The sequence below is a fragment of the Rossellomorea aquimaris genome (assembly GCF_000935355.1).
Classification (GTDB): domain Bacteria; phylum Bacillota; class Bacilli; order Bacillales; family Bacillaceae_B; genus Rossellomorea; species Rossellomorea aquimaris_B.
In genome coordinates this window covers 36225-61893 of record NZ_JXZC01000007.1, presented here as the reverse complement: position 1 = coordinate 61893, position 25669 = coordinate 36225, and the positions used below count along the sequence as shown (strand labels likewise).

Annotated in this window: 26 protein-coding genes; 13 read left to right on the top strand and 13 right to left on the bottom strand. The window is 43.2% G+C overall.

The genetic code is table 11. From position 1 onward, the window contains the following. Positions 1 to 20: 20 nt before the first annotated feature. From TV75_RS15725 to TV75_RS21615, 3 genes are all read right to left on the bottom strand, one after another. Positions 21 to 725 carry a DUF421 domain-containing protein gene (locus TV75_RS15725; protein WP_044339750.1) on the bottom strand — a complete coding sequence of 235 codons (705 nt, stop codon included), beginning with the start codon at positions 723 to 725 and terminating at the stop codon, positions 21 to 23. A 98-nt stretch (positions 726 to 823) separates the two neighbouring features. Then, positions 824 to 1549, bottom strand: coding sequence for a TerC family protein (locus TV75_RS15720; RefSeq protein ID WP_044339749.1), 726 nt, complete (start codon positions 1547 to 1549; stop codon positions 824 to 826). Between the two features lie 207 nt (positions 1550 to 1756). Continuing rightward, positions 1757 to 2050 (bottom strand): hypothetical protein, encoded by a 294-nt coding sequence (locus TV75_RS21615; RefSeq protein ID WP_082051315.1) that lies wholly within the window; start codon positions 2048 to 2050, stop codon positions 1757 to 1759. Positions 2051 to 2283: 233 nt separating this feature from the next. Between TV75_RS21615 and TV75_RS15715 the strand changes: the two genes are divergently transcribed. From TV75_RS15715 to TV75_RS15705, 3 genes are read left to right on the top strand one after another with little or no spacing between them, the layout of a single operon-like run. Continuing rightward, positions 2284 to 3291 (top strand): tripartite tricarboxylate transporter substrate binding protein, encoded by a 1008-nt coding sequence (locus TV75_RS15715; protein WP_044339858.1) that lies wholly within the window; start codon positions 2284 to 2286, stop codon positions 3289 to 3291. A gap of 56 nt (positions 3292 to 3347) precedes the next feature. Further along, complete coding sequence (locus tag TV75_RS15710) at positions 3348 to 3806, top strand: tripartite tricarboxylate transporter TctB family protein (RefSeq protein WP_044339748.1); 459 nt, start codon at positions 3348 to 3350, stop codon at positions 3804 to 3806. A 12-nt stretch (positions 3807 to 3818) separates the two neighbouring features. After that, complete coding sequence (locus tag TV75_RS15705) at positions 3819 to 5333, top strand: tripartite tricarboxylate transporter permease (RefSeq protein ID WP_044339747.1); 1515 nt, start codon at positions 3819 to 3821, stop codon at positions 5331 to 5333. A 45-nt stretch (positions 5334 to 5378) separates the two neighbouring features. Here the strand turns inward: TV75_RS15705 and TV75_RS15700 are convergent, their stop codons facing one another. Both TV75_RS15700 and TV75_RS15695 read right to left on the bottom strand, forming a co-directional pair. Continuing rightward, positions 5379 to 6074: a response regulator gene (locus tag TV75_RS15700; RefSeq protein WP_044339746.1), complete on the bottom strand. Its 696-nt coding sequence runs from the start codon at positions 6072 to 6074 to the stop codon at positions 5379 to 5381. A 12-nt stretch (positions 6075 to 6086) separates the two neighbouring features. Continuing rightward, a complete protein-coding gene (locus TV75_RS15695; RefSeq protein ID WP_082051314.1) occupies positions 6087 to 7673 on the bottom strand; it encodes an ATP-binding protein in 1587 nt (528 codons plus the stop codon). A 154-nt stretch (positions 7674 to 7827) separates the two neighbouring features. Here TV75_RS15695 and TV75_RS15690 point away from each other — a divergent pair, with 154 nt between their 5' ends. Continuing rightward, positions 7828 to 8241 (top strand): potassium channel family protein, encoded by a 414-nt coding sequence (locus TV75_RS15690; protein ID WP_044339744.1) that lies wholly within the window; start codon positions 7828 to 7830, stop codon positions 8239 to 8241. Between the two features lie 142 nt (positions 8242 to 8383). Further along, complete coding sequence (locus TV75_RS15685) at positions 8384 to 8749, top strand: YbaN family protein (RefSeq protein ID WP_172655790.1); 366 nt, start codon at positions 8384 to 8386, stop codon at positions 8747 to 8749. Between the two features lie 131 nt (positions 8750 to 8880). Here the strand turns inward: TV75_RS15685 and TV75_RS15680 are convergent, their stop codons facing one another. Beyond that, positions 8881 to 9327: a hypothetical protein gene (locus TV75_RS15680; protein ID WP_044339743.1), complete on the bottom strand. Its 447-nt coding sequence runs from the start codon at positions 9325 to 9327 to the stop codon at positions 8881 to 8883. A 10-nt stretch (positions 9328 to 9337) separates the two neighbouring features. Then, positions 9338 to 9676, bottom strand: coding sequence for an ASCH domain-containing protein (locus TV75_RS15675; RefSeq protein WP_044339742.1), 339 nt, complete (start codon positions 9674 to 9676; stop codon positions 9338 to 9340). A gap of 161 nt (positions 9677 to 9837) precedes the next feature. Between TV75_RS15675 and TV75_RS15670 the strand changes: the two genes are divergently transcribed. The 4 genes from TV75_RS15670 (at position 9838) to TV75_RS15660 (ending at position 12497) form a co-directional block, all read left to right on the top strand. Beyond that, on the top strand, positions 9838 to 10776 hold the full coding sequence (locus tag TV75_RS15670; protein ID WP_044339741.1) for a DMT family transporter: 939 nt from the start codon (positions 9838 to 9840) through the stop codon (positions 10774 to 10776). Between the two features lie 141 nt (positions 10777 to 10917). Further along, entirely contained in the window at positions 10918 to 11466 is a 549-nt protein-coding gene (locus TV75_RS15665) for a DUF3189 family protein (protein WP_044339740.1), read from the top strand. A 110-nt stretch (positions 11467 to 11576) separates the two neighbouring features. Further along, positions 11577 to 11720, top strand: a complete 144-nt coding sequence (locus TV75_RS22155) for a hypothetical protein (protein WP_172655788.1) — start codon at positions 11577 to 11579, stop codon at positions 11718 to 11720. 141 nt (positions 11721 to 11861) lie between these two features. Beyond that, the gene (locus tag TV75_RS15660) at positions 11862 to 12497 is read left to right on the top strand and encodes an FMN-dependent NADH-azoreductase (RefSeq protein WP_044339739.1); all 636 of its coding nucleotides are present in this window, start codon (positions 11862 to 11864) and stop codon (positions 12495 to 12497) included. Between the two features lie 41 nt (positions 12498 to 12538). Here TV75_RS15660 and TV75_RS15655 read toward each other — a convergent pair whose 3' ends face one another. The 4 genes from TV75_RS15655 to TV75_RS15640 form a co-directional block, all read right to left on the bottom strand. Next, on the bottom strand, positions 12539 to 13813 hold the full coding sequence (locus tag TV75_RS15655; RefSeq protein ID WP_044339738.1) for an MFS transporter: 1275 nt from the start codon (positions 13811 to 13813) through the stop codon (positions 12539 to 12541). A 33-nt stretch (positions 13814 to 13846) separates the two neighbouring features. Then, positions 13847 to 15142, bottom strand: a complete 1296-nt coding sequence (locus tag TV75_RS15650) for an ectonucleotide pyrophosphatase/phosphodiesterase (RefSeq protein WP_044339737.1) — start codon at positions 15140 to 15142, stop codon at positions 13847 to 13849. Positions 15143 to 15314: 172 nt separating this feature from the next. After that, a complete protein-coding gene (locus TV75_RS15645; RefSeq protein WP_044339736.1) occupies positions 15315 to 16106 on the bottom strand; it encodes a polymer-forming cytoskeletal protein in 792 nt (263 codons plus the stop codon). Positions 16107 to 16131: 25 nt separating this feature from the next. Beyond that, positions 16132 to 16767 carry a DUF4004 family protein gene (locus tag TV75_RS15640; RefSeq protein ID WP_044339735.1) on the bottom strand — a complete coding sequence of 212 codons (636 nt, stop codon included), beginning with the start codon at positions 16765 to 16767 and terminating at the stop codon, positions 16132 to 16134. Between the two features lie 215 nt (positions 16768 to 16982). Here TV75_RS15640 and TV75_RS15635 point away from each other — a divergent pair, with 215 nt between their 5' ends. Both TV75_RS15635 and TV75_RS15630 read left to right on the top strand, forming a co-directional pair. Beyond that, positions 16983 to 19034, top strand: a complete 2052-nt coding sequence (locus tag TV75_RS15635; protein WP_044339734.1) for a catalase — start codon at positions 16983 to 16985, stop codon at positions 19032 to 19034. A gap of 356 nt (positions 19035 to 19390) precedes the next feature. Continuing rightward, positions 19391 to 21517: an ATP-dependent Clp protease ATP-binding subunit gene (locus TV75_RS15630; protein ID WP_044339733.1), complete on the top strand. Its 2127-nt coding sequence runs from the start codon at positions 19391 to 19393 to the stop codon at positions 21515 to 21517. Positions 21518 to 21655: 138 nt separating this feature from the next. On the opposite strand, the gene TV75_RS15625 is transcribed toward TV75_RS15630, so the two are convergent. Together TV75_RS15625 and TV75_RS15620 are read right to left on the bottom strand one after the other, a co-directional pair. After that, complete coding sequence (locus TV75_RS15625; RefSeq protein ID WP_044339732.1) at positions 21656 to 22168, bottom strand: CBO0543 family protein; 513 nt, start codon at positions 22166 to 22168, stop codon at positions 21656 to 21658. A 115-nt stretch (positions 22169 to 22283) separates the two neighbouring features. Beyond that, positions 22284 to 23027, bottom strand: coding sequence for a Cof-type HAD-IIB family hydrolase (locus tag TV75_RS15620; RefSeq protein ID WP_044339731.1), 744 nt, complete (start codon positions 23025 to 23027; stop codon positions 22284 to 22286). Between the two features lie 151 nt (positions 23028 to 23178). On the opposite strand from TV75_RS15620, the gene TV75_RS15615 reads away from it, so the two are divergent. Continuing rightward, positions 23179 to 24948: an ABC transporter ATP-binding protein gene (locus tag TV75_RS15615; RefSeq protein WP_044339730.1), complete on the top strand. Its 1770-nt coding sequence runs from the start codon at positions 23179 to 23181 to the stop codon at positions 24946 to 24948. After that, a complete protein-coding gene (locus TV75_RS15610) occupies positions 24945 to 25268 on the top strand; it encodes an MGMT family protein (protein ID WP_044339729.1) in 324 nt (107 codons plus the stop codon). Before TV75_RS15615 ends, TV75_RS15610 begins: the two co-directional genes overlap by 4 nt. Positions 25269 to 25669: the final 401 nt, after the last annotated feature.

The following is a 25669-nucleotide window of genomic DNA, read 5'->3' as shown; positions in this document are numbered from 1 at the left end:
CTCCACATGCGGAGAGAGCTTTATTTATACAAATAAATCTTAATATGCTCTTGTTTATCGATCGTGGCAAGTAATACATCGTGCACGCTGACATTGTAAAGGGTCTTTAGCTGATCATGCAGCCAGTTTTCATCCTTATCCAGCTCCAGTAAGAGAGTTTGATTAATTTTCCGATCTTCAATGATAGGCATGGGGAGATTGAATCCCTTTGGCGACAGGGATAAGTCCTTTTGAGTCACAGGCTGGTATGGCGGTTTGAGGAATATGGAGATTTCTCCGCCGGTTTCCCACAGGGCCAACGCCACATTCTCGACTTCCTCGGTCTGCTGCATTCTTAATTCAGACAAAAGGCTGTCCAAGGGTATTCGTGCTTTCTTGAGATTCTGATACAGGATTACCCCATTATCAATCAATGGGATAGGGGGAGGATCGAGTATTTTTCGTATAAAGGTTGAATGCAGACTGATATATACCCCAATCAGGTAGAGAACGACCAATGTACCCATAGTAAGCATGGAGCCTTTCAATCCCAGTCCTTCGTCGGACAAAGGGTGAGCCATGATGTTCCCTATTAAGAGGGCCATAACAAAATCAAGGAACCTTAATTGTGAAATGGATCGCTGCCCCATTAATTTAGCTATGACAATTAAAAAGATGAACCCAATGACAGCACGTAAAATCCATTCCAGTGCTGTCAGTGATTCCTGACTTATAAAGAAATCCAAACGAACACGTCCTCACTTCTTTCAACTGCCATTTAGTATTTCCCAAAGGTTCCTCCGCATAACAAAAAGATGCCTACACATGTAAGCATCTTTTTTGATTATGCGTTATATTGTTGAACGTTCCCATTATGATCTGCCTCTGCACGCTTATTGATTAAATAACCCACAAGTAACACGGCAGCAGTCAACCCAATCGTGATGGCATAAGTGATTGGTCCATGATGGATATTAAGTAAGTCTAGGAATTTCTCGTCTCTAACAATCATTTCCCCTGCTGTAAAAGCTAGAATTCCTGCGCCTAGATAGGCAATCCAGCGGTACTTTTCAAGTACTCTGACTATCGCTTTTGATCCGAATATCATAATCGGAATCGAGATGAATACGCCAAGGGCAATCATTCCGATATGTCCATGTGCTGCACCAGCAACGGCCACAACGTTATCAAGGCTCATGACGGCATCTGCGATAATGATGGTCGTGATCGCTTGTCTAAGTCCGGTGTGAGATTTAATATTGGCTTCTTCTTCACCTTCAACCAGTACTTTGTAGGCGATCCATAAAAGCAGGACCCCGCCGATCAGATGGACATAAGGAATCTTTAATAAGTAAACAATAATGGCTGCAAAGAAAATGCGAAGGATGACAGCTCCTGCCGTTCCCCAGAAAATCGCTCTGTTTTGATGTTCTTTCGGTAATCCTCTCGTTGCCATAGCGATGACGATCGCGTTATCCCCGGATAGTATGATATCGATTGCAATGATTTTTAATAGTGCAATGATGGCGCCGGATGAGATGGCAAGTCCAAGTGGAAATAAGAAATCCATATTCAGTTCCTCCTTGATTCTACTAATCTATGAACGAAACACTAACTAATCTATAGTATCACAATAGATGAAATTTTGAACTGCTATTATTTTTAAGATAAACATTTCCAATTTGTGCTGGTACTATTTAATCAATGAAGGATAGATACCTATAATGAAAGAAAAGCTCCATCTCTTTTTTACTGGGAGATGGAGCTTTTTCTTTTATTAAGATTGCGGGTAGGGAGGTGGATATGGGTATGGGTACGGATATGGGTAAGGATAAGCTGGAACCGGTACAGGGTAAGGACCCGGTGAAGCAGCAGCCCCTACGGCCAATCCAGTAACCGTTCCCGCAGCGAATCCTGGATGATAACCCCAGTTCCCTCCGTGATTCCAATTTCCTCCCTGGTTCCAACTTGTTCCGTGTCCCCAAGTGGCGTGCCCGTGTCCATTGCCCCAGCTCGCATGCCCTCCGCCTCCGTGTATCGGTCTATACATACTGAATGGTTGATTAAACATTGCTCTCACCTTTCTCCATATAAAGAAGTTGCTTTATCATATGTGGATTTTTCGAAAGGGTTTAATTAGTTTTAGCCGATAAATAAGGCATAAGTAAATTCCGTGAACTTTATAAACAATATACCCACAAAGTTTCTTTTGCCGCTTATTTACGATTTATTCTAATAAGTTTCTGAATTTTCTATAATGAAAGCGTTATCAATAATAATCAGAGGGGGAAATGGTTGATGAAAATGAAAACAGGTATCATGGCTATTCTTTTATCAAGTTTACTAGTCGTAACCACTGCATGTGGGGGCTCCGATTATGCAAGTAATGGCGAAAGTGATGGAGAGTGGACACCTTCTAAACCAATTGAAGTAGTTGCTCCTGCTGGTGCCGGCGGAGGATGGGATACGACAGCCAGGACCGTTTCAAAGTTGATGGAGGAACAGAAAATCATTGAAGAGCGCATGGCTGTAGTCAATAAACCGGGTGGCGGCGGTTCAGTCGGCTGGTCATATATTGATAGTAAAAAAGGAGATAACCACACGATGTTCGTCACGTCTCCACCGATGTTCTTTGTCCCGCTTAATGGACAGTCGTCATTGTCTCATGAAGATTTTACACCTATAGCCGGGGTGATCGCTGACTATGCAGCCTTCGTTGTAGACGCGGATTCACCTTACGATACGATGAATGACCTTGTCGATGCATTAAAAAAGGACCCGGCATCAGTATCCATCGTAGGGGTTTCTTCACCGGGAAGCATGGATCATATGCAGTTCGTAAAAGCTGTGAAGGCAGCAGGTGTCGATGTTAAAAAGCTGAAATATGTTTCCGCTCAAGACGGATCCGGAATGAGCATGCTCCTCGGTGGAAAAGTGGATGTGTACTCGACAGGCCTTGCGGAAGCTTCTGAACAAGCCCGTGCAGGCAAGGTGAAGGTTCTTGCGATTACAGCTCCCGAACGTTTGGAAGGAGATACGGTTTCAGAGTTCCCGACGTTAAAAGAACAGGGGATTGATGATGAATTTGTTGTGTGGCGTGGATTCTTAGGTCCAAAGGATATGGATCCCGATGCCGTTGCTTATTATGAGAAAGCGTTTAAAGACATGATTGAAACGGAACAGTGGAAGGAAATGCGGGACAAGTTTGGCTGGACGGACAATTACATGTCTTCAGAAGAGTTCGGTGCTTTCCTGGATGAAGAGTACAAAGAAATTGAAGCATTAATGGAGGAAATCGGTTTGAAAAAATAATGGGACCCGGGGCAGAAACATCTGCTCCTTCCTTTTCATGATTAGGAGTGAATCACATGAGGACAAAACCAGATCGGATCATCTCAATACTTTTACTAGTTTTTGCCGGCATCTATTTAGCTCTCAGTTTTCAGCTTCCCGCATTTCCATACGCCACTATCGATAGTGACGTCCTTCCGAAAGGGCTTGGCTTCCTGCTCATTATTTTAGCAGTTGTTTTGTTCTTCCAGGCGAAGGATGATACGGAAGAAGATAGGAAAAGACGTTATGTGAAAAAAGAAGATGTCATCATTTTGTTATCGGTATTAGGAGCACTGCTCGTATATATTTTTTTACTGGAACCAATCGGATTTTTATTATCTACTATTCTATTTTTGTTAGTCATCCCATTTGTATTGGGATTTAAAAAGAAGCTCACTACCGTATTAGTGGCCTTTCTGTTTTCAAGCATCATGTATTATTCTTTTAACTATTTACTCAACATTACATTACCACAGGGGATTCTACCCTTTTAGGAGGTGACGGGCATGATTGAAAGTATATTATATGGTTTTCAAGTAGCTTTCACCCCGGAAAACTTATTTTTCGCCTTTATTGGGGTATTGGCTGGTACGATTATCGGGATGCTTCCTGGATTGGGTCCGATCAGCGCCATTGCGATCATGATTCCCCTTAGTTATGGAATGTCTCCGGCTTCCGCCTTGATTCTGATGGCAGGGGTATATTACGGTGCAGTGTTCGGTGGATCTACTTCTTCGATTCTATTAAATGCGCCTGGAATTTCAGGGACTGTCGCAACAGCATTTGACGGATATCCAATGGCAAAGCAGGGGAAGGCAGGCAAAGCCCTCGCCATAGCGGCCATATCGTCTTTCGCAGGTGGAACGATAAGTGTGGTGGCACTTATGCTGGTCGCCCCTTATATGGCTAAGCTTGCCATTACGTTTGGCCCTACTGAGTATTTCGCACTGATGCTTCTTGGCCTGACAGCGATATCGAGTTTATCTGAAGGCTCCACCAATAAAGCACTGATCTCGGCGACGATGGGATTGATCATCGCAACTGTCGGGATTGATCAGCAAACAGGTACACAGCGTTTCACATTCGGAAACCCGGGGTTATTAGAGGGGATCGACTTTCTGATCATTGCTTTAGGGTTATTTGCATTATCCGAGGTTTGTCAATTAATTATCTCACGGAATGAAAATACATTGAAAGGGAAGAGTGCTGTTGGAAGTTTAAAGCTTGAGAAGAAGGAATTAAAGGAGATGGCAGGCCCGATTGGCCGTCATTCCGTCCTTGGCTTTATTCTGGGAGTCCTGCCTGGAGCAGGGGCAACGATCGCTTCATTCCTTTCCTATATTTCAGAGAAGCGTTTATCCAAAGATCCATCTTCCTTTGGAAAAGGGAATATCAAGGGACTTGCCGCTCCTGAAACATCCAATAATGCTGCGACAAGCGGGGCGTTTGTTCCGTTATTAACTTTAGGTATCCCAGGGTCTGGAACGACTGCTGTATTACTGGGTGCCTTACTTGTTGTGGGGGTGCAGCCCGGTCCATTGATGCTTCAGGATCACCCCGACGTATTCTGGGGAGTCATCGCAAGTATGTATATCGGGAACCTTTTTCTCTTGATCCTTAACTTACCCCTTATCCCGGTACTGGCAAAAATCTTATATATTCCGAAGCAGCTATTGATCGCCCTGATCATTGTGTTCTGTTTAATAGGGGTATACGCAGTCAGCTTCAATACGTTCCATCTGTACTTGCTTGTAGGATTTGGCGTGTTAGGCTACTTATTGAAAATGTTCAAATTCCCTGCTCCACCATTTATTCTTGCGTTTATTCTGGGTGGAATGATGGAGCAATCGTTCAGACAGGCGATGACGATTTCAAACGGGTCTTACAGTGTGTTTTTTCAAAGTAATATCACCATCGGATTACTGATTGTTTCATTCCTTTCCCTTGTTCTGCCTACCATCTTAGGAATTACGAGAAGAGGGAAGGCTACGGAAGCCCAGGATCTGAAAAAAGAAGCATAATCAATAGAAAAGCAGTGAAGGCCTCAGAACCTCACTGCTTTTCTATTATTTTTGAAAGAAATATTTTCTCTGGGGTCTCCCGACACCTCCATATGTAAGCTCCACTTTAATCTTCTTTTGTGAAACAAGATACTCCAGATAGCGTCTGGCCGTTGTACGGGTCACGCCGACTTCCCCTGCCATTTCCTCAGCCGTAAAACCTTGACCATGATCGGTGTTTGCTATCCTTTTGAGTATGGAATCCAATGTAAGCGTATCGATCCCTTTCGGCGGTTGTTGGACGGTTTGAATAGTACTCGTGCTTTTCTTTCTATTAAATAGGGTATCCACTTCATGTTGGCTTTCGACTTGAGAATCATTCATTCTTTCTTTATACTGTTGATATTTTAGTAGAGTATCCTGAAATCGGTTAAAGATAATGGGTTTCAGAATATAATCGAATGCCCCGCCACGGATGGCATTGGAGATATGTTCCGTTTCCTTTGCTGCTGTGACCAGGATGACGTCCGTGCTGCGATAATGCTTTCTGATCTCCCATAAAAAGTCACTCCCGGTTCCATCAGGAAAGTAGACGTCAAGTAAGATTAAGTCAGGTTTAATGACGGGTAAAACCTTTTTTGCTTCTTCGATGGTAGTGGCGATTCCGCCAACCTGAAATCTGTCCATTTGGGCGATATACTGACCGTTGATTTCAGCTGTTTGAATATCATCTTCTATAATGAGTACGTTCCACTTACGCAATACTTTCTCCCCCTAATGTTGCTTTGGAATACTGACGGTAAACAAAGCTCCCCCAAGTTCACTATCTTCCACTGTCATGTACCCGTTCAGATGCTCCACACTTCTTTGCACCAGGTGAAGTCCGATGCCCCTGTCTTTGCCGGCTTTTGTAGAATAGCCCCTTTCAAATACAGAGTCTATATCCTGGATTCCCGCACCGCTGTCTTCAATTTCAAAAATAAAATCATCACCTAAATCAGTCATAAACAATTGAACCCGCCTGTTATGCAATGGCTGGAATAAGACTTCTTCAAAGGCATTATCAAGGATATTCCCTATGATGGTAATCAATTTTTCTTGCTGCACATCTATAAGTGGCGTTGTAATTGAACTATCAGGATGAATCGAGAAAGAGACCTTCAACTCTTGAGAGCGATTATATTTCCCAATGATCAGACCTGCCAGGACAGGATCAGGAACCGCTTTCAATAGAAATTGAATTAAGTCTTCATATCCAGAGGATTCCTCCTGTATGAGGGCTAATGCCTCTTCGTGATGGTGAAGTTGAATGAGACCTGCAATCGTATTCAGTTTGTTCCTGTATTCATGTGTCTGTGAGCGCAATATGCCTGCATATTCCTGCACCTGGGAAAGTTCCTTAGTGAGCTGATCGATTTCATCTTTTCTCCTGAAGCTGGCTACCACTCCGACGATTTCGTCCTCTTCAAGAATAGGGAGCCTGTTGACGATGAGATCATGATGATTCAACAAAATCTCATCATCCAGCTGGCTTTCCCGCGTTTTTAGAACATCCATCATTTTCGTATCGGGAATGACTTCCAGAATATGTCTCCCCCTATTGGAGGATTGATGATCAAGAGCCAGGATACTGTGGGCTTTAGCATTTATTTCCGTAATTGATCCATGTTGATCGATTGCGATGATTCCTTCCCTGACCGATTCGATGATCGCCCGCTTTTCCTTGAACTGCATGGCGATTTCAGCAGGCTCCAAACCAAAAATAGCTTTTTTGATTCCTTTCCCTATAAAAAAGGAGCCGATGATTCCGAATAACAGAATGACGCCAACAAGTATCAGTACCTTAGTACGATAGGGAATGACGATGTCATGGATACTGTCTTCAAGAAATCCGACTGACACTACCCCGATGATTTCTTTTTGATCGTTTCTTATAGGAACTTTTCCTCTCACAGATGGTCCTAATGATCCCCGTGCATGAGAAACATAAGATTCACCCCTTATTAAGGCTCTTTCATTGTCTCCACCTACCATCTTTTTCCCGAGCCGTTCAGGCATGGGGTGAGAGTATCGGACAGAGTCTCTATTGCCTACAACAATAAAGGTGGCCCCTGTTTCTTTTCGAATATCTTCTACCAGAGGCTGGATGATCTCTTCCGGCTGATTCGTCTTAAAGGCTTCGATGACAGCAGGCATCTTGGATACAGACTGTGCCACCGCCAAGGCTTGCTTTCCTTTCAAATCCGTCAGCGTGTCTGATAACATTCTAAAGAAAATAATCGACAGGGATAAAATCAAAATCGAAAGAAGTGCCAATACAATAACGATAATCTTAGATTGAAGTGAGAACTTTTTCATCATGGGTTCCTTCTTTTCGGAAAATTCTATTATTACTAGAATAAAAGAGTTGATGGGTTTGTACAAGGGGAGACGAGAATCTACTATAGATGAGTTTTAAACATACAACACGTGGTATATGAAAAATAGTTCATAAAAGAGGAGGATTCACAACGTTTTGGCAAGTATCGTCACAATCGGAGCCATCATATTCATACTGGTAAACTTAATCTATTTCTTTAAGGATAAGCATTTCAAATACAGTTATTTTAGTACAACGCTATTTTATAAGCTGTTTTTCGTACTTCTCGGCATCATGATTGCATTTGCTGTCCTCTATTATGCCCTGTCAATTGATAATCCCATGCTGCGTGTCAGTTCACCCAGTGGCAAGCCGGTGGAGCATACATTTCTCAATTATCTCTATTATAGCGGGGTGACGATCCTTTCAGTCGGGTACGGAGACTATATCCCGACAGGCCATATCCGATTCTTTGCACTGCTTGAAGCAGCTATCGGATTGCTGCTTCCGACGGCTTATTTTATGAAGGTTTTGGAGTCGAAGGGAAAAGAGAATAGGGGGAATGAATAGAAGAGAGGATCTGATTTTGGTGAGAGTGTGCTGCATCAAGGTCAGGTTCTTTTTGTTTCTTGAAAGCTTCAATCATCATCAATAGAATAGAGAGGGAACGAACGGGTAAAAGGGAGTGGCCGTAATAAAGAAGATTAAGAAAATGATTTATATATTAGCAGGTTTTTTATTTATGGGGATCGGGGTTGTAGGCATCGTGCTGCCGCTAATCCCGACAACTCCATTACTATTGTTGGCATCCTTTTTCTTTGTGAGGGGATCCGAACGATTTGAAGTCTGGTTTAAAGGCACCAGTGTGTATAAGAAGCATTTAGAAGGCTTTATTCGTCATCGATCAATGACACTGCGGCAGAAGATTACGCTGCTTATTTTTTCAGACATCATGATTCTCATACCGCTGATTTTATCGGATAGTCTGATTGTTAAGGTGATCCTGAGTTTGATCATTGTGTATAAGTATTATTATTTTATTTTTAAGATAAGGACTGTAGCAGTACGGAGAGATTAATGGTGAGGGGGTCTTCACGGGAGTGTGGTCCTCGAGGCTTCAATCTTTAATGTAATTCCATTTCCAAAAATAGCGTGTACCAGGTACAAATGACATCCATTGTACCTGGTACACGCTTTGAGTCAGCTCCATTACACCCACAAATTCGGCTTCACGACCATAAACCACAGCATCGCGAGCAAAAGAATGAGATAAGTCCATACTGTTCTGTTTAATTTACCCACCAGCCATTCCCGGTCGGCGTCCTTCTCTGCAAACTTCCGTAGTGTCGGTGAGAACGCTCTTGCGAGAAAGAACAGGGAGCAGAACATGATGACCAGGGTCATGATGATCCACGGTGTAGTCCACGTCCAAGGTCCTAGCAGAACCAGGAGGATTCCTGTCCCGACAAGCACGTGTCCCGCATGCTTGGAAAGTCGGACAGTGAAGCGGAACGTGTCCAAGTACGAAGGAAGGACGGACTCAGAAGCGGTCCGTAATTTTTTCATCATCGGCAATAGGATGAAGAATGGGCCGATGGAAGCCACGACGCTGATCACATGAAGGTAGATGAGCGTTCTGTAAAATAAATACTCCATCCGTCGTACTCTATTCGTTCACTAATGTGAATTCATGCACCCATACTTTCATGCTGGGGTGCCATGGCATGCCGGGGTGATAAGAGAGGATCGTTTCTTTATACTCCTCCACCGTATTAAAGCCTTCCTGCTTGGCTTGATCATCTGTCAGCTCACCAAGTGATTGGGAGTAGACGCTTTCTACTATGTATTTCTTTCCTTGAAGCTCCATGATTTCTCCAATATCAGCGTATCGTCCGTTTCTGCGGGTTGCCGTTTTCTCACCCTTAATCACTTTCTCAACGTCCTCAGCTTTAGTAACCAGACGGTCGATCGTACACGTTTTTGGCGGTAGTTGTTGATTTGTCATTTTTAAAACCCCTTTCGACCTTTACTATAGCATAGTCCGGGTTAAGGAAGAATGTCGTGTGCTAAAATTGTTTCACGAATCGAAATGATTTTCTGGCAGAGAACGTCACCCGGTGCTATGATGGGGGAATACTAAATAAAGAAAGAAGGCCTCAGGGAGAAGTGAAAAAGTGGCAAACGTATTTGATACTTGTGTTCATCATGTTGATTTGGGGCTTTAATGTGCCTGCATTAAAGGTATTGGTGAGCGAATTTACGCCTGTAACGATTACATCCCTTCGCATCTTAACGGCAGGGATTACCGTATTTATCATTCTTGGTATCATGGGGAAAATTAGAAAACCAACGGCCAAAGAGTTCTTGTTCATTATCTCGGGTGGATTGTTGAATGTCGTCAGTCATCATTATTTTTTATCAGTTGGGTTGACCGGAACATCGTCGACTAATGGGGGACTGATCCTGGGAACGGGACCGTTGTTGACGGCTTTAATGGCGACGATCATCCTTCGAAACCGACCTACGGTGATTAAAATCCTCGGATTTCTATCCGGGAGTGTCGGGGTGACGATCATAGTGTTGTCGGGGGGAGAGGGATTAGGCGGCCTTAAGACCGGGGACCTGTTTATCTTTATCTCCATCTTTTCACAGGCCTTAAGTTTTATCATCATCAGCAGGGCAGCCAAAACGTTGGACCCCCGATTACTTACGGGGTATATGATGGTGTTCGGCTCCATTGTCTTGTTTGCCATTAGTCTGGTTACAGAACCGGGGGCATTAAAAGAAGTGGGAAGTGCCACAGGATCCATATGGTTTTTATTCTTTGCTTCTGCCATTTTAGCAACGGCAGTAGGGCACATGATTTACAACCATACGATTGGAAAAATTGGAGCCGCCGAAACATCGATCTTCCTGAACCTCAACACCTTTTTCTCCCTGGTTGGAGCGGCCATTTTCCTTAATGAAACCGTGACGTTTTACCACCTGATCGGATTGGTGTTCATCGTGCTTGGAGTCGTCTGTGGATCCGGTACCCTTGAAGAAATCGTCATCAGAAGAAAACAAAAAAGATTCCTAAAAGAAAAACAGAGCCATCAGATGTAGATGGCTCTGTTTTTTTTATTAACGGGATAATCATCCGGTAGACACAGGGGAATATAAAAACTACCTGCAAATGGCAATGTGGATAGTCCTCTTTCTTTCTGCCCATACTGAAGGAAAAGGTATCTCCGATAGGGTGGTTCAATGATATACATTTACAATGATTTTGGCGGGACTCATACAACCTCTCTTGCAGCAGCATATCACCTGCACATTTTAAAGCCTTCAAAAAGCCCATTAACTAAGAACGTCATCCTCGATATACCTTACTTCAACCAGCTGACGAAAAAAGAGGCAGGACAAATCCTTTTTCGCGGGATGGACGAAGAGAATAACCCCGTATATACAATAGGAAGGAGATCATCAAAGTATGTCGTACCGGCACTGACTGATTTGAGTACCATCCTCCTTAGAAGATACGGAGAAAAGGAGAAAGTCATCATTTCCAACACCTCGCCGACTGTTCCTCCCCTCATGACCGCCGGGGGATTCCTTTCCAGGGAGCTTGGAATCGATTGGATCGGTGTTCCCCTACTTGTGAAGGGGGCACAGCAATGTCACGAACTTATTTATCACCTCGTTAGGGAAACGAAACAAGCGGCCAAAGCTTCCCATGAGCAGGTAGTTATATTGGAAAATAAAAAATATCAATATAAAATTGGGAAAAAGGATATATTCTGGAAAAATAAATAGTATAATAAGTAGATACTACTGGGTAAAAGGTCTGTCTGCAGACAACTTGGGACGAACTGAATAGACCTGTACATAAAGGTAATACTACAGTAAAAACGGAGGTGCCGACATTGGAAGGTAAACCATTTCACTTTGATGGCAGTCACCATTTCGCAGCAGGAGAAACACAAGAGAACACTCCATTTGAACTAACAGACGAAATGAGAAAAAATATCGGGGGAAACCCCTTTGAAGCGGTCCGGGAAGAAGAGTAGTAATCACTTAACCCGATCAAGAATTGGATGTTGTCCATCAGACAGCATTCTTTTTTTGTTTATATCAGCGAAACTTGGATAATTCCATCTTTTCTTCACAAAATAATACGGCGAATATTATGAGTAAAGGATGGATGAAGAATGGCACAAGTATTGTATATTACGGCACATCCCCATGATGATACACAATCATACAGCATGGCGGTAGCAAAAGCATTTATGGATACATATAAAGAGGTGAATCCTGACGATCAAATCGTTCACATCGATCTGTATCGTGAACATATTCCCCATATAGACGCTGATGTGTTTAGTGGATGGGGGAAACTGCAAACGGGAAAAGGGTTTGAGGAGCTCTCATCAGAAGAAAAGTTGAAAGTGAATCGCCTCAATGAGTTATCAGAACAGTTTATTTCTGCTGATAAATATGTGTTCGTTACCCCATTATGGAACTTTTCCTTTCCACCAGTGATGAAAGCGTATATCGACTCTGTGGCAGTTGCCGGTAAATCGTTTAAGTATACAGACCAGGGACCTGTAGGATTATTGACAGACAAGAAAGCGATTCATATCCAGGCAAGAGGAGGGGTTTACTCAGTAGGACCTGCAGCCAGCATGGAAATGGGTCATCGTTATCTGGACATCATCATGCAATTTTTCGGTGTACCTTCCTTTGAGGGCGTATTTGTGGAGGGGCATGCGGCGATGCCTGATAAAGCACAAGAGGTCAAAGAGAATGCCATTTCAAGGGCGAAGGATGCCGCTCATACATTTTAAAAAAAGGGAAGAGCCTGAACATATGCGTTCAGGCTCTCTTTTTATACAATAGTAGGCTTCTCAATCTCATCTCCTTTTGGCTCAGGGACGAAGGCAAGAATGACAAGTCCGATGATGAAGAGGACAACGAGACTGAAAACACCGCTATTGGACTCGCCTGTCACCTGGGCGGTCACTGCCACTAACAAAGGTCCTAGGATCGAGGCGAATTTACCAAAGATATTGTAAAAACCAAAAAATTCATTTGCGTTCTTCTTCGGGATTAATTTTGCAAAGTAAGCCCGACTAAGTGCCTGTATGCCACCTTGGGAAGAAGCAACGAGCATTGCAAGGATCCAGAAGTCCATTGTGGTCTCCAGGAAGTAAGCGTAAATGCAGACGATGATATAAACGAATATCCCTACATACAACATCTTTTTCCCCGTGAATTTCTCTGCCAGCCTTCCGTAAAGAATTGCAAAAGGCCCAGCCACCACCTGAGTAACAAACAGAATGATCAAGAGATTAGTGGATGTGATCCCTAGGTCCGTTCCGTAGGCCGTGGACATCGTAATGATGGTGCCGACTCCGTCGATATAAAAGAAATAAGCAAGAAGAAACAAAAATAATGCACGGTATTTCCTGATTTCTTTCATCGTTCTACCTAGACGCTTAAAGCTATTGGCAACGGGATTCTTTTCACGCTCGATAAAGTAGCGCTGGTGGACATTTTTTAGTAATGGAATGGCGAATAGTCCCCACCATAAAGCGGTAATGATGAACGCGATTTTACTCGCAATGGTAACAGAGAAAGGAAGTACCCCATTTTGAGACAATATGATGATGGCGATACTTATGATAAAAGGAATCGTGCTTCCGATGTAGCCGAATCCAAATCCACGGGATGACACCCGGTTCATCCGTTCTTCTGTCGTTACGTCAGTTAAAAAGGCATCATAGAAAACATTGGAGCCTGCTGAACCGACCGCTGCCACTGTATAAAAAATTAACAGAAGCAGCCACTGATCACTTGGAACGAAAGCAAGCAGGGCAGTGAATATGACACCCAGGGCAAAGAAGAAGGTAAAGAATTTCTTCTTGTATCCTTCATAATCGGCAATCGTTCCGAGAATCGGACCGATCATAGCGAGAATAAAGGTGGCAATCGCAATGGTGTACCCTAAGTAAGCGGTTGAATTGGCGGCACTGACCCCTGCATTAGTAGCGGCAGCCTTATAAAATAGCGGAAAGACTGCGGTCGAAATGATGATGGAATACGCTGAATTTGCCCAATCATAAAAGATCCAGCTGCTTTCTTCTTTTGAAAAACGCTTCATTTTTCTTCCCCCTAAGGAAACAAAATCTTTTCTTTATATATCCAGCAATTCTTCGATCACTTTTCCATCTGTCTCACCCAGGTTAAGGCCCAGAAGGCGTGCAAGTGTTGGGCCTTCATCGACTAAATGCATAAATGGAATTTCAACATTTGACCGGATGCCTTTTCCGGAAGCCATGAAGATGGTGGAGTAGTCTTCTTTGTCAGGAGAATATCCGTGAGATCCATACGTATAACGCTTTTCATCCACATCCTCCGGGGTGATGACATGAATGAAGGATCCTGCTAATGTATCTTTAAAGTAAAAACCATGTCGTGCTTCGAGCATGAACGAACAATGTTCATCGGCTCCTTTTCTCCCGGCTTCTTCCCCATTGAGAATATCTTCAATTCCGTTAGATGGATCCATATGCAATTGCTGCAAAAGGGTTTGAACGGCATGTTTCGTTTCAGTATCCTTCACGTACACATAGGCAGAGCCATCACATCCTTTGCAATATGCTTTCCAGTCGATGACCTTTCCATGGTCATTCACTGTGATCAACCCATTTTCCTTTAAAAGAACGTTTAATTGTATAGCCTTTGATTCATCCAACGCACTATGATCCCCAAGAGCGACAATCGTAGACTCTTCATAGATGCCGTTGTCCTTCAATGCTTTCATGATTCTTCCCAAACGGGCATCATGGCGGCGTATGGCCGCATGTGCTTCTCCTGAAGAAAACCCATGGTAATGACGCTGTGTATCAAGATCCGTAAAATGCACAAGTAATAGGTTGGGCTTCTTTTTGATCGTGTCAACCGTCGATTCCAGAACGAAATCATCAAGTTCAGGTTGATTCAGGCCTTCCCGTATGTGACCGAAGAGACGATTCATGTGTAATTGATAGAGAGGACTTCCATTGAAAAGGGAAACAAGGATTTGATTATGCCATGGCCGATTGGCGAAGATCTCGGGCATGTTATAATCAATGTCCGCTTTCGCAGTCACAGGCCAAAGTAGAGCGGCAGTGGTCATACCTGCTTTCTTGGCTTCGTCATACAAAGTGGTACTCTTTATATGTCGCCGATGCCAGTACCAATCCGGGGAAACCCGGCCGGGCTGAATGAGAGTATTATTCACAACACCGTGACGATTGGGAAGCTTACCGGTGACAATGGTGGCGTGACAAGGATATGTCACAGAAGGATAAATGGTCTCAACATTTTTGCAAAAGGACCCTTTGGCAAGCAGTTCTTGGAAGTGAGGAAGACCTTTTAGAGTGGGGTAATCCAAAGCAGATAAACAATCGAAAGATATGACAATCAGATGATCGGTAAGACGAGTCATAATGACCTCCAGCTATCAAGTAGGATTGTACTATATACCTATTAATATAGCAGAACATTCAGAATAAAAATATGAAATTTCGATCATGCATGTTAATGAATTGTAAAGACGGGGATTCACATAAAAAAACAGAGATGATTAAACCCATCCCTGTGCTCAGTTAAACGATCATTTAAATCTTCACTTTTTCCCTGATTCGACTATTTTGCTTCATATCCAGGCTGCCTGAATATTCAACCGTATCAATGTCACAATTCTCACCGACCACAACATTCTTACCACGGACCAGTTTCGCCTTCGTGTTCTCAAGAAACACCTCGTCACCTTCGATCAGTTCTGAATATAAGTAATCCTCCTTTTGGAGAAGGAAGTTCACCATCTGTTTAATCAGTCCGTTGGAATTATGATGAGTCACCGCAATCGTTTCGCCACCGATTTCTTTAATCGAGGATTCATGATTGATTTCGATTTGAATCCGGTCAGCGTTGAGCAGCCCCTCGATATGGACCGAGCCGGAAGATGAGAAGGCTTCGACTTCACAATCCTTTTCTACTCTTAAAGAGCCGCTTGCTTTAATCGATCCCCCTTGGATCTTTCCTCCGACCTTACATGAACCGCTCACCTTAAATGTCTTAAAGATAAGGTCTTTCAATACTTTGCTTGAACCACTTGTGTTCATTTCAGCAGCCATCACCGAGCCTTCATATTTGGAGCTTCCACTTGTTGTAATCGTTTCTGCTTTTGTATCACCTTTAATGGTGGAAGAACCGCTCGTTTTAATGTATCCAGCTTTTACATCACCTGTAATCGTACCGGAACCCGAAATTTTAAGCTCACGGCAGTCGATGTCGCCGGCGATTTTTCCACTTCCACTGATCTTAACTGCATCAAATCTTCCACCGCCGGACGTACCGGATCCACTGATCTTCAAGTCATGCAGTTCTTTCTTTTCCACTGTATTCATGCATTTCTCCTCCAGTTCAGGGACGTTAGATCCCATTCGTATTCGTTAACGTCATTTTCAATTCTTCCATCATTTGCTGTAAATCGAATCTCAACACGACCTGAGCCAAATGGTCCACCAGAAAGTCTGAAGGGAGGGGCAGTAGCATCCATATATATGCCTCTCCTTTTCGGATACCGATAAGTTCGAGGGTAGATTCTTTAAGTGGAGTGAACTTCTCATGAAGAAAGAGGAATAAGGTTTGCTGTTGTTCTTTTGGAACCTGTAACCTTTGTGCCTTCTCTGTAATCATCATATTTAGAATGTCCGGGAATTCATATGCGTTTTTCACCCCTAATAGCGATGTACAGAGTTCTATCGTGTGTTCCGAAAGAAGGTTGTGTGAGCGTAATTCTTCTTCACTGATTTCAATCTTAGTGGGATTGGGGGAAAAGAATTCCGAAAGCTCATCCAAGGAGTAGCCATCCTTCATCTCTTTGATCGTATCGATGCGTGTAAGCATCTTTTCCCTTGGAAAGAACGTTTCCTGACCGGTGTAGCTGGATTTTTTGATAAACCAGCTTTCAGGTATGATATTCTTTCGTTTCCACCGGTAAAGCTGTCCATAGGATATGCCGGTGAGCTCCAATACTTCCTTCTTAGAAATAAGGTCTTGTTCCATTGAGGGGTCACCTCTTCTCGTAACAAAACATTGTTACGTTACTTTGATTACAGTTTAACAGAACAATGTTACGTTAGTAAAGTGTTATTGGAAAATTTTTAAAAATTGCCCGTTTCAACTGCCCAATAAATGTTTAAAGAAGGGGTCCAAGGGTACTAAAGAAACAGAAATGTTTTACATAGTAAACATTAATAACCGTTGAGAGGGATGAAAGAATGGGAGACGATCGCCGTACGAAAGTGAATGAGAAGAGCAAGGATGAACAGCTTGAACAGTATCGCGTGGAGGATGAAGGAAAGCATCTCACAACCAATCAAGGATTGAAGGTTTCAGAAGATGAGTTTTCTTTGAAGGCAGGTGAACGGGGGCCAACATTAATGGAGGATTTCCATTTCCGTGAGAAGATGACTCACTTCGACCATGAGCGCATACCTGAACGGATTGTCCATGCACGAGGCTTTGCTGCCCACGGAGAGTTCGAACTCTATGATTCTATGAAAGAATACACCCGGGCTAAATTTCTTCAGGACACTTCAACGAAAACCCCTGTCTTTGTACGTTTTTCAACTGTAGCCGGATCCAAGGGTTCCGCAGAAACAGTGCGTGATGCACGTGGATTTGCTACCAAATTTTATACGGAAGAAGGCAATTATGACCTGGTCGGAAACAATATTCCTGTGTTTTTCATTCAAGATGCGATTAAATTTCCGGATCTAGTTCATGCACTCAAACCGGAACCACATAATGAAATGCCTCAGGCAGCTTCTGCCCACGATACGTTCTGGGATTTTGTAGCGAATAACCAGGAGTCCGCTCATATGGTCATGTGGGCCATGTCCGATCGGGCGATTCCACGCAGTCTGCGTATGATGGAAGGATTCGGGGTCCATACCTTCCGCCTTGTGAACGCGGAAGGGAAGGCACATTTTGTGAAGTTCCACTGGAAGCCTGTATTGGGGACTCACTCTCTCGTTTGGGATGAGGCTCAGAAGATCAACGGGAAAGACCCGGATTTCCACCGCCGTGATTTGTATGAATCCATTGAAAATGGCGATTATCCAGAGTACGAGCTGGGAGTTCAGCTCATTAAGGAAGAAGATGAGTTTAACTTTGACTTTGATGTTCTTGATCCTACCAAGCTATGGCCAGAAGAAGAAGTTCCGGTGAAAATCGTCGGGAAAATGACCCTTAATCGCAATGTGGACAATGTGTTTGCTGAAACGGAGCAAGCGGCTTTCCATCCTGGTTCCGTTGTTCCCGGGATCGATTTCTCAAATGATCCGCTATTACAAGGACGCTTATTCTCCTATACTGATACACAATTGATCCGCCTCGGTGGACCTAACTTCCATGAGCTTCCTATTAACCGACCGGTATGCCCATTCCACAATAATCAACGTGATGGTTATGGCCGTCATACGATTAACAAGGGCCGGGTGAGCTACCATAACAACTCACTGGCTAAAAATACTCCAGCCCCTGCGAGTCAGGAAGAAGGTGGCTACACTCATTACCAGGAGAAGATGGAAGGGCGTAAAGTACGGGCAAGAAGTGAAAGCTTCAAAGATCACTTCTCACAGGCTACTCTCTTCTGGAATAGCATGAGTGAGCCTGAGAAAGAGCATATCATTCAAGCCTTCAGTTTCGAGCTTGGAAAAGTGAAGAGCAAATCGGTTCAGCAACAGGTAGTCGATATGTTTGCCAATGTAAGTCTGGATCTGGCAAAAGGCTTTGCAGAAGCGATAAGCGCGAAAGTTCCAAGCGGAGAAGGTTCAAAGGTAACCAAATCTTCTCCAGCTTTAAGCCAGGAAAATACGATTAAGAAACCTGCTACCCGTAAAGTTGGAGTCATCGTAGGAAGCGGCTTTAAAGGGGACGAAGTGAAAATGGTTCTGTCCGCTCTTAAAAAAGATGGCATCCAGCCTGAAATCATCAGTGACAAGCTGGGGATGAGAAAAGGGGATGACGGTACGGAGCTTGAAGTGGACCATACCTTCTTGACAGGGGAATCCGTGTTATTTGATAGCCTTTACGTAGTAGGCGGGGAGAATGTAGATAAAAAGTTCTCTCAAGATACAGCCTATTTTGTCAAAGAAGCGTATTCTCATTTCAAACCGATCGGTGCAACCCATGAAGGGATACACTGGTTGGAAGAAGCGGGTGTCAGCGGCTCTGGTGTGGTAACCGGGGAAGACATGAAGTCATTTGCAAAAGAATTCACAGCAGCCATCGCAGAACATCGTCATTGGGATCGAGAATTAGTATAAGATTTAACAGGAAGACTGATGACTTAATTTGAGAAGTGAGGCTGGGGCAAAATTGTCTCAGCCTCATTTTATATATATGGAGTCCAAACCACTTTCCATCCTCCAAATCAATCACTTGATTCACTTCGTTACACCTACTATACTCTTCAATCAACAGGCAAATCGGATTTGAAAATGAAAAAATTCCCATAAGCAAAAATCTTGAAAGTCAAAAAAGGTCAAAGTATACTATCGTTATAAGGTCAAAGAAAGTCAAAGTCAAATATATTTTAAAAGAATACTAAACACACTGACCTTATTCATCATACAATCTACAAAATTATTAATATAAACACTACTACAGGAGGTAATGTTTAATGAAATGTCAAGTATGTCAACACAATCAAGCAACGGTTGAAGTGTATAAGCAAGTCAATGGTCATAAGTCAAGTATGAAGATGTGTTCAGCTTGCTTTCAAAAGCAGCAAACACCTTCTGGAATACATGGAGGATTTCCACTTGATGAGTTGTTTAAAGGGATGAGCATGGGTGGAAACTCAAACCATGGCTTCCACAATCAGCAATCATCTCCACAGCAAGGCGGAAATGGAGGAAATGGCGTTCTCGATCAGTTTGGACGCAATGTCACAGGAGCAGCCAAAGCTGGATTGATTGATCCTGTTATCGGCCGGGATAAAGAAGTGGACCGCGTCATTGAAATTTTAAATCGCCGTAATAAGAATAACCCGGTACTCATCGGTGAGCCCGGCGTGGGTAAAACGGCTATCGCTGAAGGGTTGGCCCTTAAGATTGTAGCAGGTGATGTTCCTTCCAAGTTGTTAAATAAAGAAGTGTATGTGATGGATGTGGCTTCATTAACTGCAGGTACAGGCGTTCGCGGTTCTTTTGAAGAACGTTTAAAAGCCATCATCAGTGAGCTTCAGAATCGCCAAAACGTGATGTTATTTATTGATGAGATCCATCAATTAGTTGGTGCCGGTTCCGCGGAAGGTTCCATGGACGCAGGGAACATTTTAAAACCTGCATTAGCCCGGGGTGAATTGCAAGTAGTCGGGGCTACCACATTGAAGGAGTACCGCCAAATTGAAAAAGACGCAGCACTTGAGCGTCGTTTCCAGCCGGTTATGGTAAACGAGCCGACACCTGAAGAAGCTATTGAGATCCTTAGAGGATTAAAAGATAAATATGAAGACTATCATGGGGTCGAATTTACAGATGAGGCCATCGAGGCTTGTGTGAAACTATCCCATCGATATATTCAGGATCGATTCTTACCGGATAAGGCCATTGATTTAATGGATGAAGCAGGTTCTAAAGTAAATCTACAGTCAGAGGGTAAAGACAAGACTGCCCTTCTAAAAAAATTGAACGATGTAAGAGAGAAGAAGGATCTGGCAACAAAAGAAGAGAACTATGAACAAGCTGCCATCTTGCGCGATCAAGAAGCAGAATTGGAAAACAAAATGGGTGAAGATGGGTCAGACTCCAAAGCACTTGTAGAAAGAGAACTTATCCAGACGATCGTTGAATCGAAAACGGGTATTCCTGTCGGGAAGCTGCAAAGCGATGATCGGAAGCGAATGAAAGCACTGGAAGAAAACCTGGCGGGTAAAGTGATCGGACAGGAAGAAGCAGTGAAGAAAGTAGCAAAAGCGATCCGCCGCAGCCGTGCAGGATTGAAAGCGAAGCATCGTCCAATCGGTACTTTCCTCTTTGTAGGACCAACAGGTGTAGGTAAAACAGAATTGACAAAAACACTGGCAGAAGAGTTATTTGGATCTAAGGATTCGATGCTTCGATTAGACATGAGTGAGTATATGGAAAAACACTCTGTTTCCAAACTGATTGGTTCACCTCCAGGCTATGTAGGACATGAGGAATCCGGTCAATTAACTGAAAAAGTCAGAAGGAACCCTTACTCAATCATTCTCCTGGATGAAATCGAAAAAGCCCATCCGGATGTTCAGCACATGTTCCTGCAAATCCTTGAGGACGGACGCCTTACGGATAGTCAGGGAAGAACGGTCAGCTTTAAAGAGACTGTGATCATCATGACAAGTAACGCAGGTATGACGGACAAGAAGGAAGCAGTGGTCGGTTTTAATACAGGGGGTACAGATGCCATTAAAGAAACGAATATTCTTCAATCCCTCGGTGCCTACTTTAAGCCGGAGTTCCTGAACCGTTTTGATAGCATCATTGAATTTGAATCTCTTGAAAAAGAAGAGCTTCTTCAAATCCTTGATCTGATGCTGGACGAGTTGCAGGTTGAACTTAAAGAGCAGGGGATTGCTGTAACCATCGAAGAAGATGCGAAGAGTAAACTCGTTGAGCTGGGATATCATCCTGAATTCGGTGCACGCCCATTACGTCGTGTAATCCAGGAAAGAGTGGAAGATAAAATCGCTGATTTACTTCTTGATGTAGAAGGTGTTACGGACGTAGTCATTTCACTAGAAAACGACGAAATCATCGTCAAATAAGAAAAGAAGCACCCTATGAGGTGCTTCTTTTTTTATTCTTTCCTCTTCAAAAAAGTGATATATATTGCCATAGCTAAATAAACTCCTAAAACTAAGACAATAAATACAGGGGTAGAAAAGGAAGTCATAATAACACCCTCACTTTAGATCTTGTAAAGATGGATGGAAAATGAATAATAGAATTGCAATGATAGGTAAGGAAATAATGATGGCGAGTAATGGCTTTTTATGATGCAATCCTAAGATTGAAAACATGATGACATTAAACACAGCGGACCAGCCCAGATTCCAGCCATTTTCATAAAGGAAAAGTCCTTTTTTATGAAAAAGGTATTCGAGTAATGTGAAATAGGCAATCCAGCACGTAAGATACAGCCACTTCCTTTTTCGATATGGAAAATAACGCAGAAAAATCATGATGACAACTGGAATGATGAAAAACGTGAAGACGAGGTCAATAAACGTATGATTAAGCCAATCCAGAGTAACAGCTTTATATTCCCAAAGTGTGTGGTTATAAAAGATTACGTTATATGTGAGATTACAAATAATATAATATTGGACCGTTGGATAATAATCCTTCCAGTGCTTCCAATCAACAAAAAGCTTTGCGAATATCAGATAAACAACCACTACCAGTATTAAATACATATTTAGTACAATCCTTGTTTTTGTTACTCAGTATGGACGTAACATAAAAAGAATAGACATTCTGGACAGATTTAGTGCCTGATTCACATTGAATCAGGCACTATAATTGAAGTATTTATTCTATTTCTGACAGTATTCTATCAATTGCCTGGGCAACACCATGATCAGTATTTATGCCAGTGACCCAGTCAGCGGCTTCCTTCACGGCTTCCTGAGCGTTCCCCATCGCAACTCCGAAACCGGCTTCACGAATCATAGCTATATCATTCATACTGTCCCCGACCGCCATGACTTGTTCCATGGACAGGTCCAGCCATTTGCAAACCTTTACCAAAGCCGCTGCCTTATTGACCCCTGCAGGATTGATTTCAATATTCGTCGGGGAAGAATTTGTGATTTCAAGTGCTTCATTTTTCACCAGCTCGTCCATCATGACTTTGCGGACGTCATCATCCTGAATATCGAAACCAAACTTCAGCCAATTATAGGTATCGATCTCCTGATCAAAAGGCTTATTCGTATTGAAAAGTCCTTGGGAAGTGGAAGACCAGAAGTAGACATCATGCTCTTCTTTTAATTTCCAAAGCTGTTTCACAAGATCAAGATCAAGTGGGATGCTATCTACCAGATTGTATTCATGATCGTAAATTTCCCCGCCGTTCACGGTCACAAGATAAGATGAACGGCCAAGCTCATCTGAAATGTCCCTGCATGTGAAAAGGGAGCGGCCGGTACTTAACACCACATGAATACCTCTCTCCTTTGCACGCTGAATGGCTTGTGCGTTTTCAGGAGATACTTCTCCTTCGTGATTGACCAGTGTTCCATCCATATCCAGGGCAATTAATTTAATATCCATTTTACCTATCACGTCCTTCTATTAGTTCATACCCAGTGTAATATAATTCGAGCTAATCTTCTAGGAAGCCGACTTGATGAAGGGATTATTTCCTAAGTACTGAACTTCATATTACAATAGAAAAGAGTATATATTTGAGAGGGAGAGAACAATGGAGTCTACATATGAAATGGGTAAGTGGAAGCAGCTTATTACTTTAATAAAGGAAACCGATCCACCGAAAACCCTGTTTGGCATTTCTATATTCTTGAGCCTGCTTACAACGATTGCTGGCCTTGCTATACCATTATTAACAAGTAAGTTGATCGATGACTTCAGTTTAGATTCGCTAAGTAAAGGGGTCATCATCGGGATGATTGCTGCCTTTTTTGTTCAAGCGATAGCAGGAGGAGTGTCTGTTTACATATTGGCGAGGGTCGGGCAGCATGTGATTGCCTCCTTGAGAGAAAAGCTTTGGAGAAAGTTGCTGGTTCTGCCCGTTTCTTATTATGATTCACATGAAACGGGTGACTCTGTCAGCCGTATGACCAGTGATACGGGAGTGATCAAGAACCTGATCACCGAGCACCTGACTGGCTTTATTACAGGGATCATTTCTGTAATAGGTGCCATCATCGTACTGTTTTATTTAGATTGGCCCCTTACACTGGTGATGTTTTCAATCATACCACTGTCACTTTTGTTTCTTATCCCAATTGGCAAAAAGATGGCTGACATCTCAAGGGGATTACAGACAGAGACTGCAAGCTTTTCGGCTATATTAACGAGAGTCCTTTCGGAAATCCGTCTCGTGAAGTCATCCAATGCGGAAGAGATTGAATTTCAAAAAGGACAAACAGGTATCAAGAAGCTCTATGCCCTCGGATTAAAGGAAGGGATCATTCAAGCGTTAATGTCTCCAGTCGTTTCATCTTTAATTATCATCGTTCTTGTACTCATTATTGGATTCGGCGGTATCCGAGTGACCTCTGGAGCCATGACGGCCGGGGAACTTGTTGCTTTCTTCATCTACCTCTTTCAGATTATCATGCCGATCACCCAGATCATCGTGTTCGTGACTCAGTTCCAGAAAACAGTTGGGGCAACAGAGAAAGTGTTATCGATTCTCACTTTAGACGAAGAAAAACTTGAGGAAGGTAGGTCCGTCCCTCAAACGGATCGTGCCCTGGTCCTTGACGGGGTGACGTTTGGGTATGAAGAAGGGGAGAAAGTGTTAAAGGATGTGACGATAACGGCCGAAAAAGGGAAAGTGACGGCCATCGTTGGTCCGAGTGGGAGTGGGAAGACGACACTGTTTTCATTAATTGAGCAGTTCTATAAGCCACAGCAAGGAGAGATCTTACTGGGGGAAGAGACGATCAGTTCATACTCGCTAAAATCATGGAGGGAACTTCTTGGCTACGTCTCCCAGGATAGTCCGATCTATTCGGGAACGATCGGGGACAATATCTCTTACGGGCTCCATGTGGATATATCAGAGGAAAAGATGATAGCCGCTTCAAAAATGGCTTATGCCCATGAATTTATCAAGGACCTCCCTAACGGTTATCAAACAGAAGTTGGAGAAAGAGGGATCAAGCTTTCAGGAGGACAGCGGCAGCGACTTGCCATTGCAAGAGCACTATTGAGGGACCCGGATATCCTCATGCTGGATGAAGCCACTTCAAGCCTGGACAGTCAATCGGAAATTGTCGTGCAGGAAGCCCTTAAGAACTTAATGAAGGGACGGACGACCCTCGTGATTGCCCATCGCTTATCCACCATCGTGGATGCCGATCAGATCGTCTTTTTAGAAAAAGGAAGGGTGACTGGAGTTGGTACACATGAGGAGTTGTTTACGTCCCATCCTTTATACCGTGACTTTGCGAGACAGCAGTTAAGAATAGGGAATCATCCTGATGCGGGAAGTGAATTAGCATGAAACCTTTTACTGAACGAGTGGTGAAAATCATACAGGGAATCCCTTCCGGTAAAGTGATGACGTACGGTCAAATCGCTGCACTAGCCGGCAGTCCGAGAGCTGCCAGGCAGGTCGTACGAATCCTTCATTCCATGAGTGAAAAGTATAAACTTCCCTGGCACCGGGTTTTGAATAGCAAGGGGGAAATTGGGTTCGGGGATGAAGAGCAAGCGATGCACCAAAGGCTATGTTTGGAAGCTGAGGGGGTTCATTTCATTGGGGAGAATCGGATTAGGTTAGAGGAGTATCGGTATGAGTCCGAACAGGAGTGGGACATCTAATGATAAGGATGTTTTTAAGAGTGCATAGATAAAGATTTCATTTTTATTGGTTCAGGCTAAAGGTACCGGCCGATTCCAATGTGAGATCTCTATGTCAAAACTTTAACAAGGTTTCAATCAAGAAAGCCGAAAACAATGACAAATAAAGACGTAAGTGCTATGAATGCAATGATTACGTATCCGATGAACCGAATTCCCAAAGGCAGACTTCCCATTTCGGGTTTAGTCATGGGGTTCCTTCGATTTTTGAAATATGTTCAGTCACATCATTAAACGGTTTTTAGGATTTGTCATAGGATCCCCCCTTGAATTAATTTACCGTATATTTGAAAACGAAAAAAAGCAAAACGATAGGAAAATGACCGAGCTCCACCTTAAATAAGGATGGACCCGGTCATTTT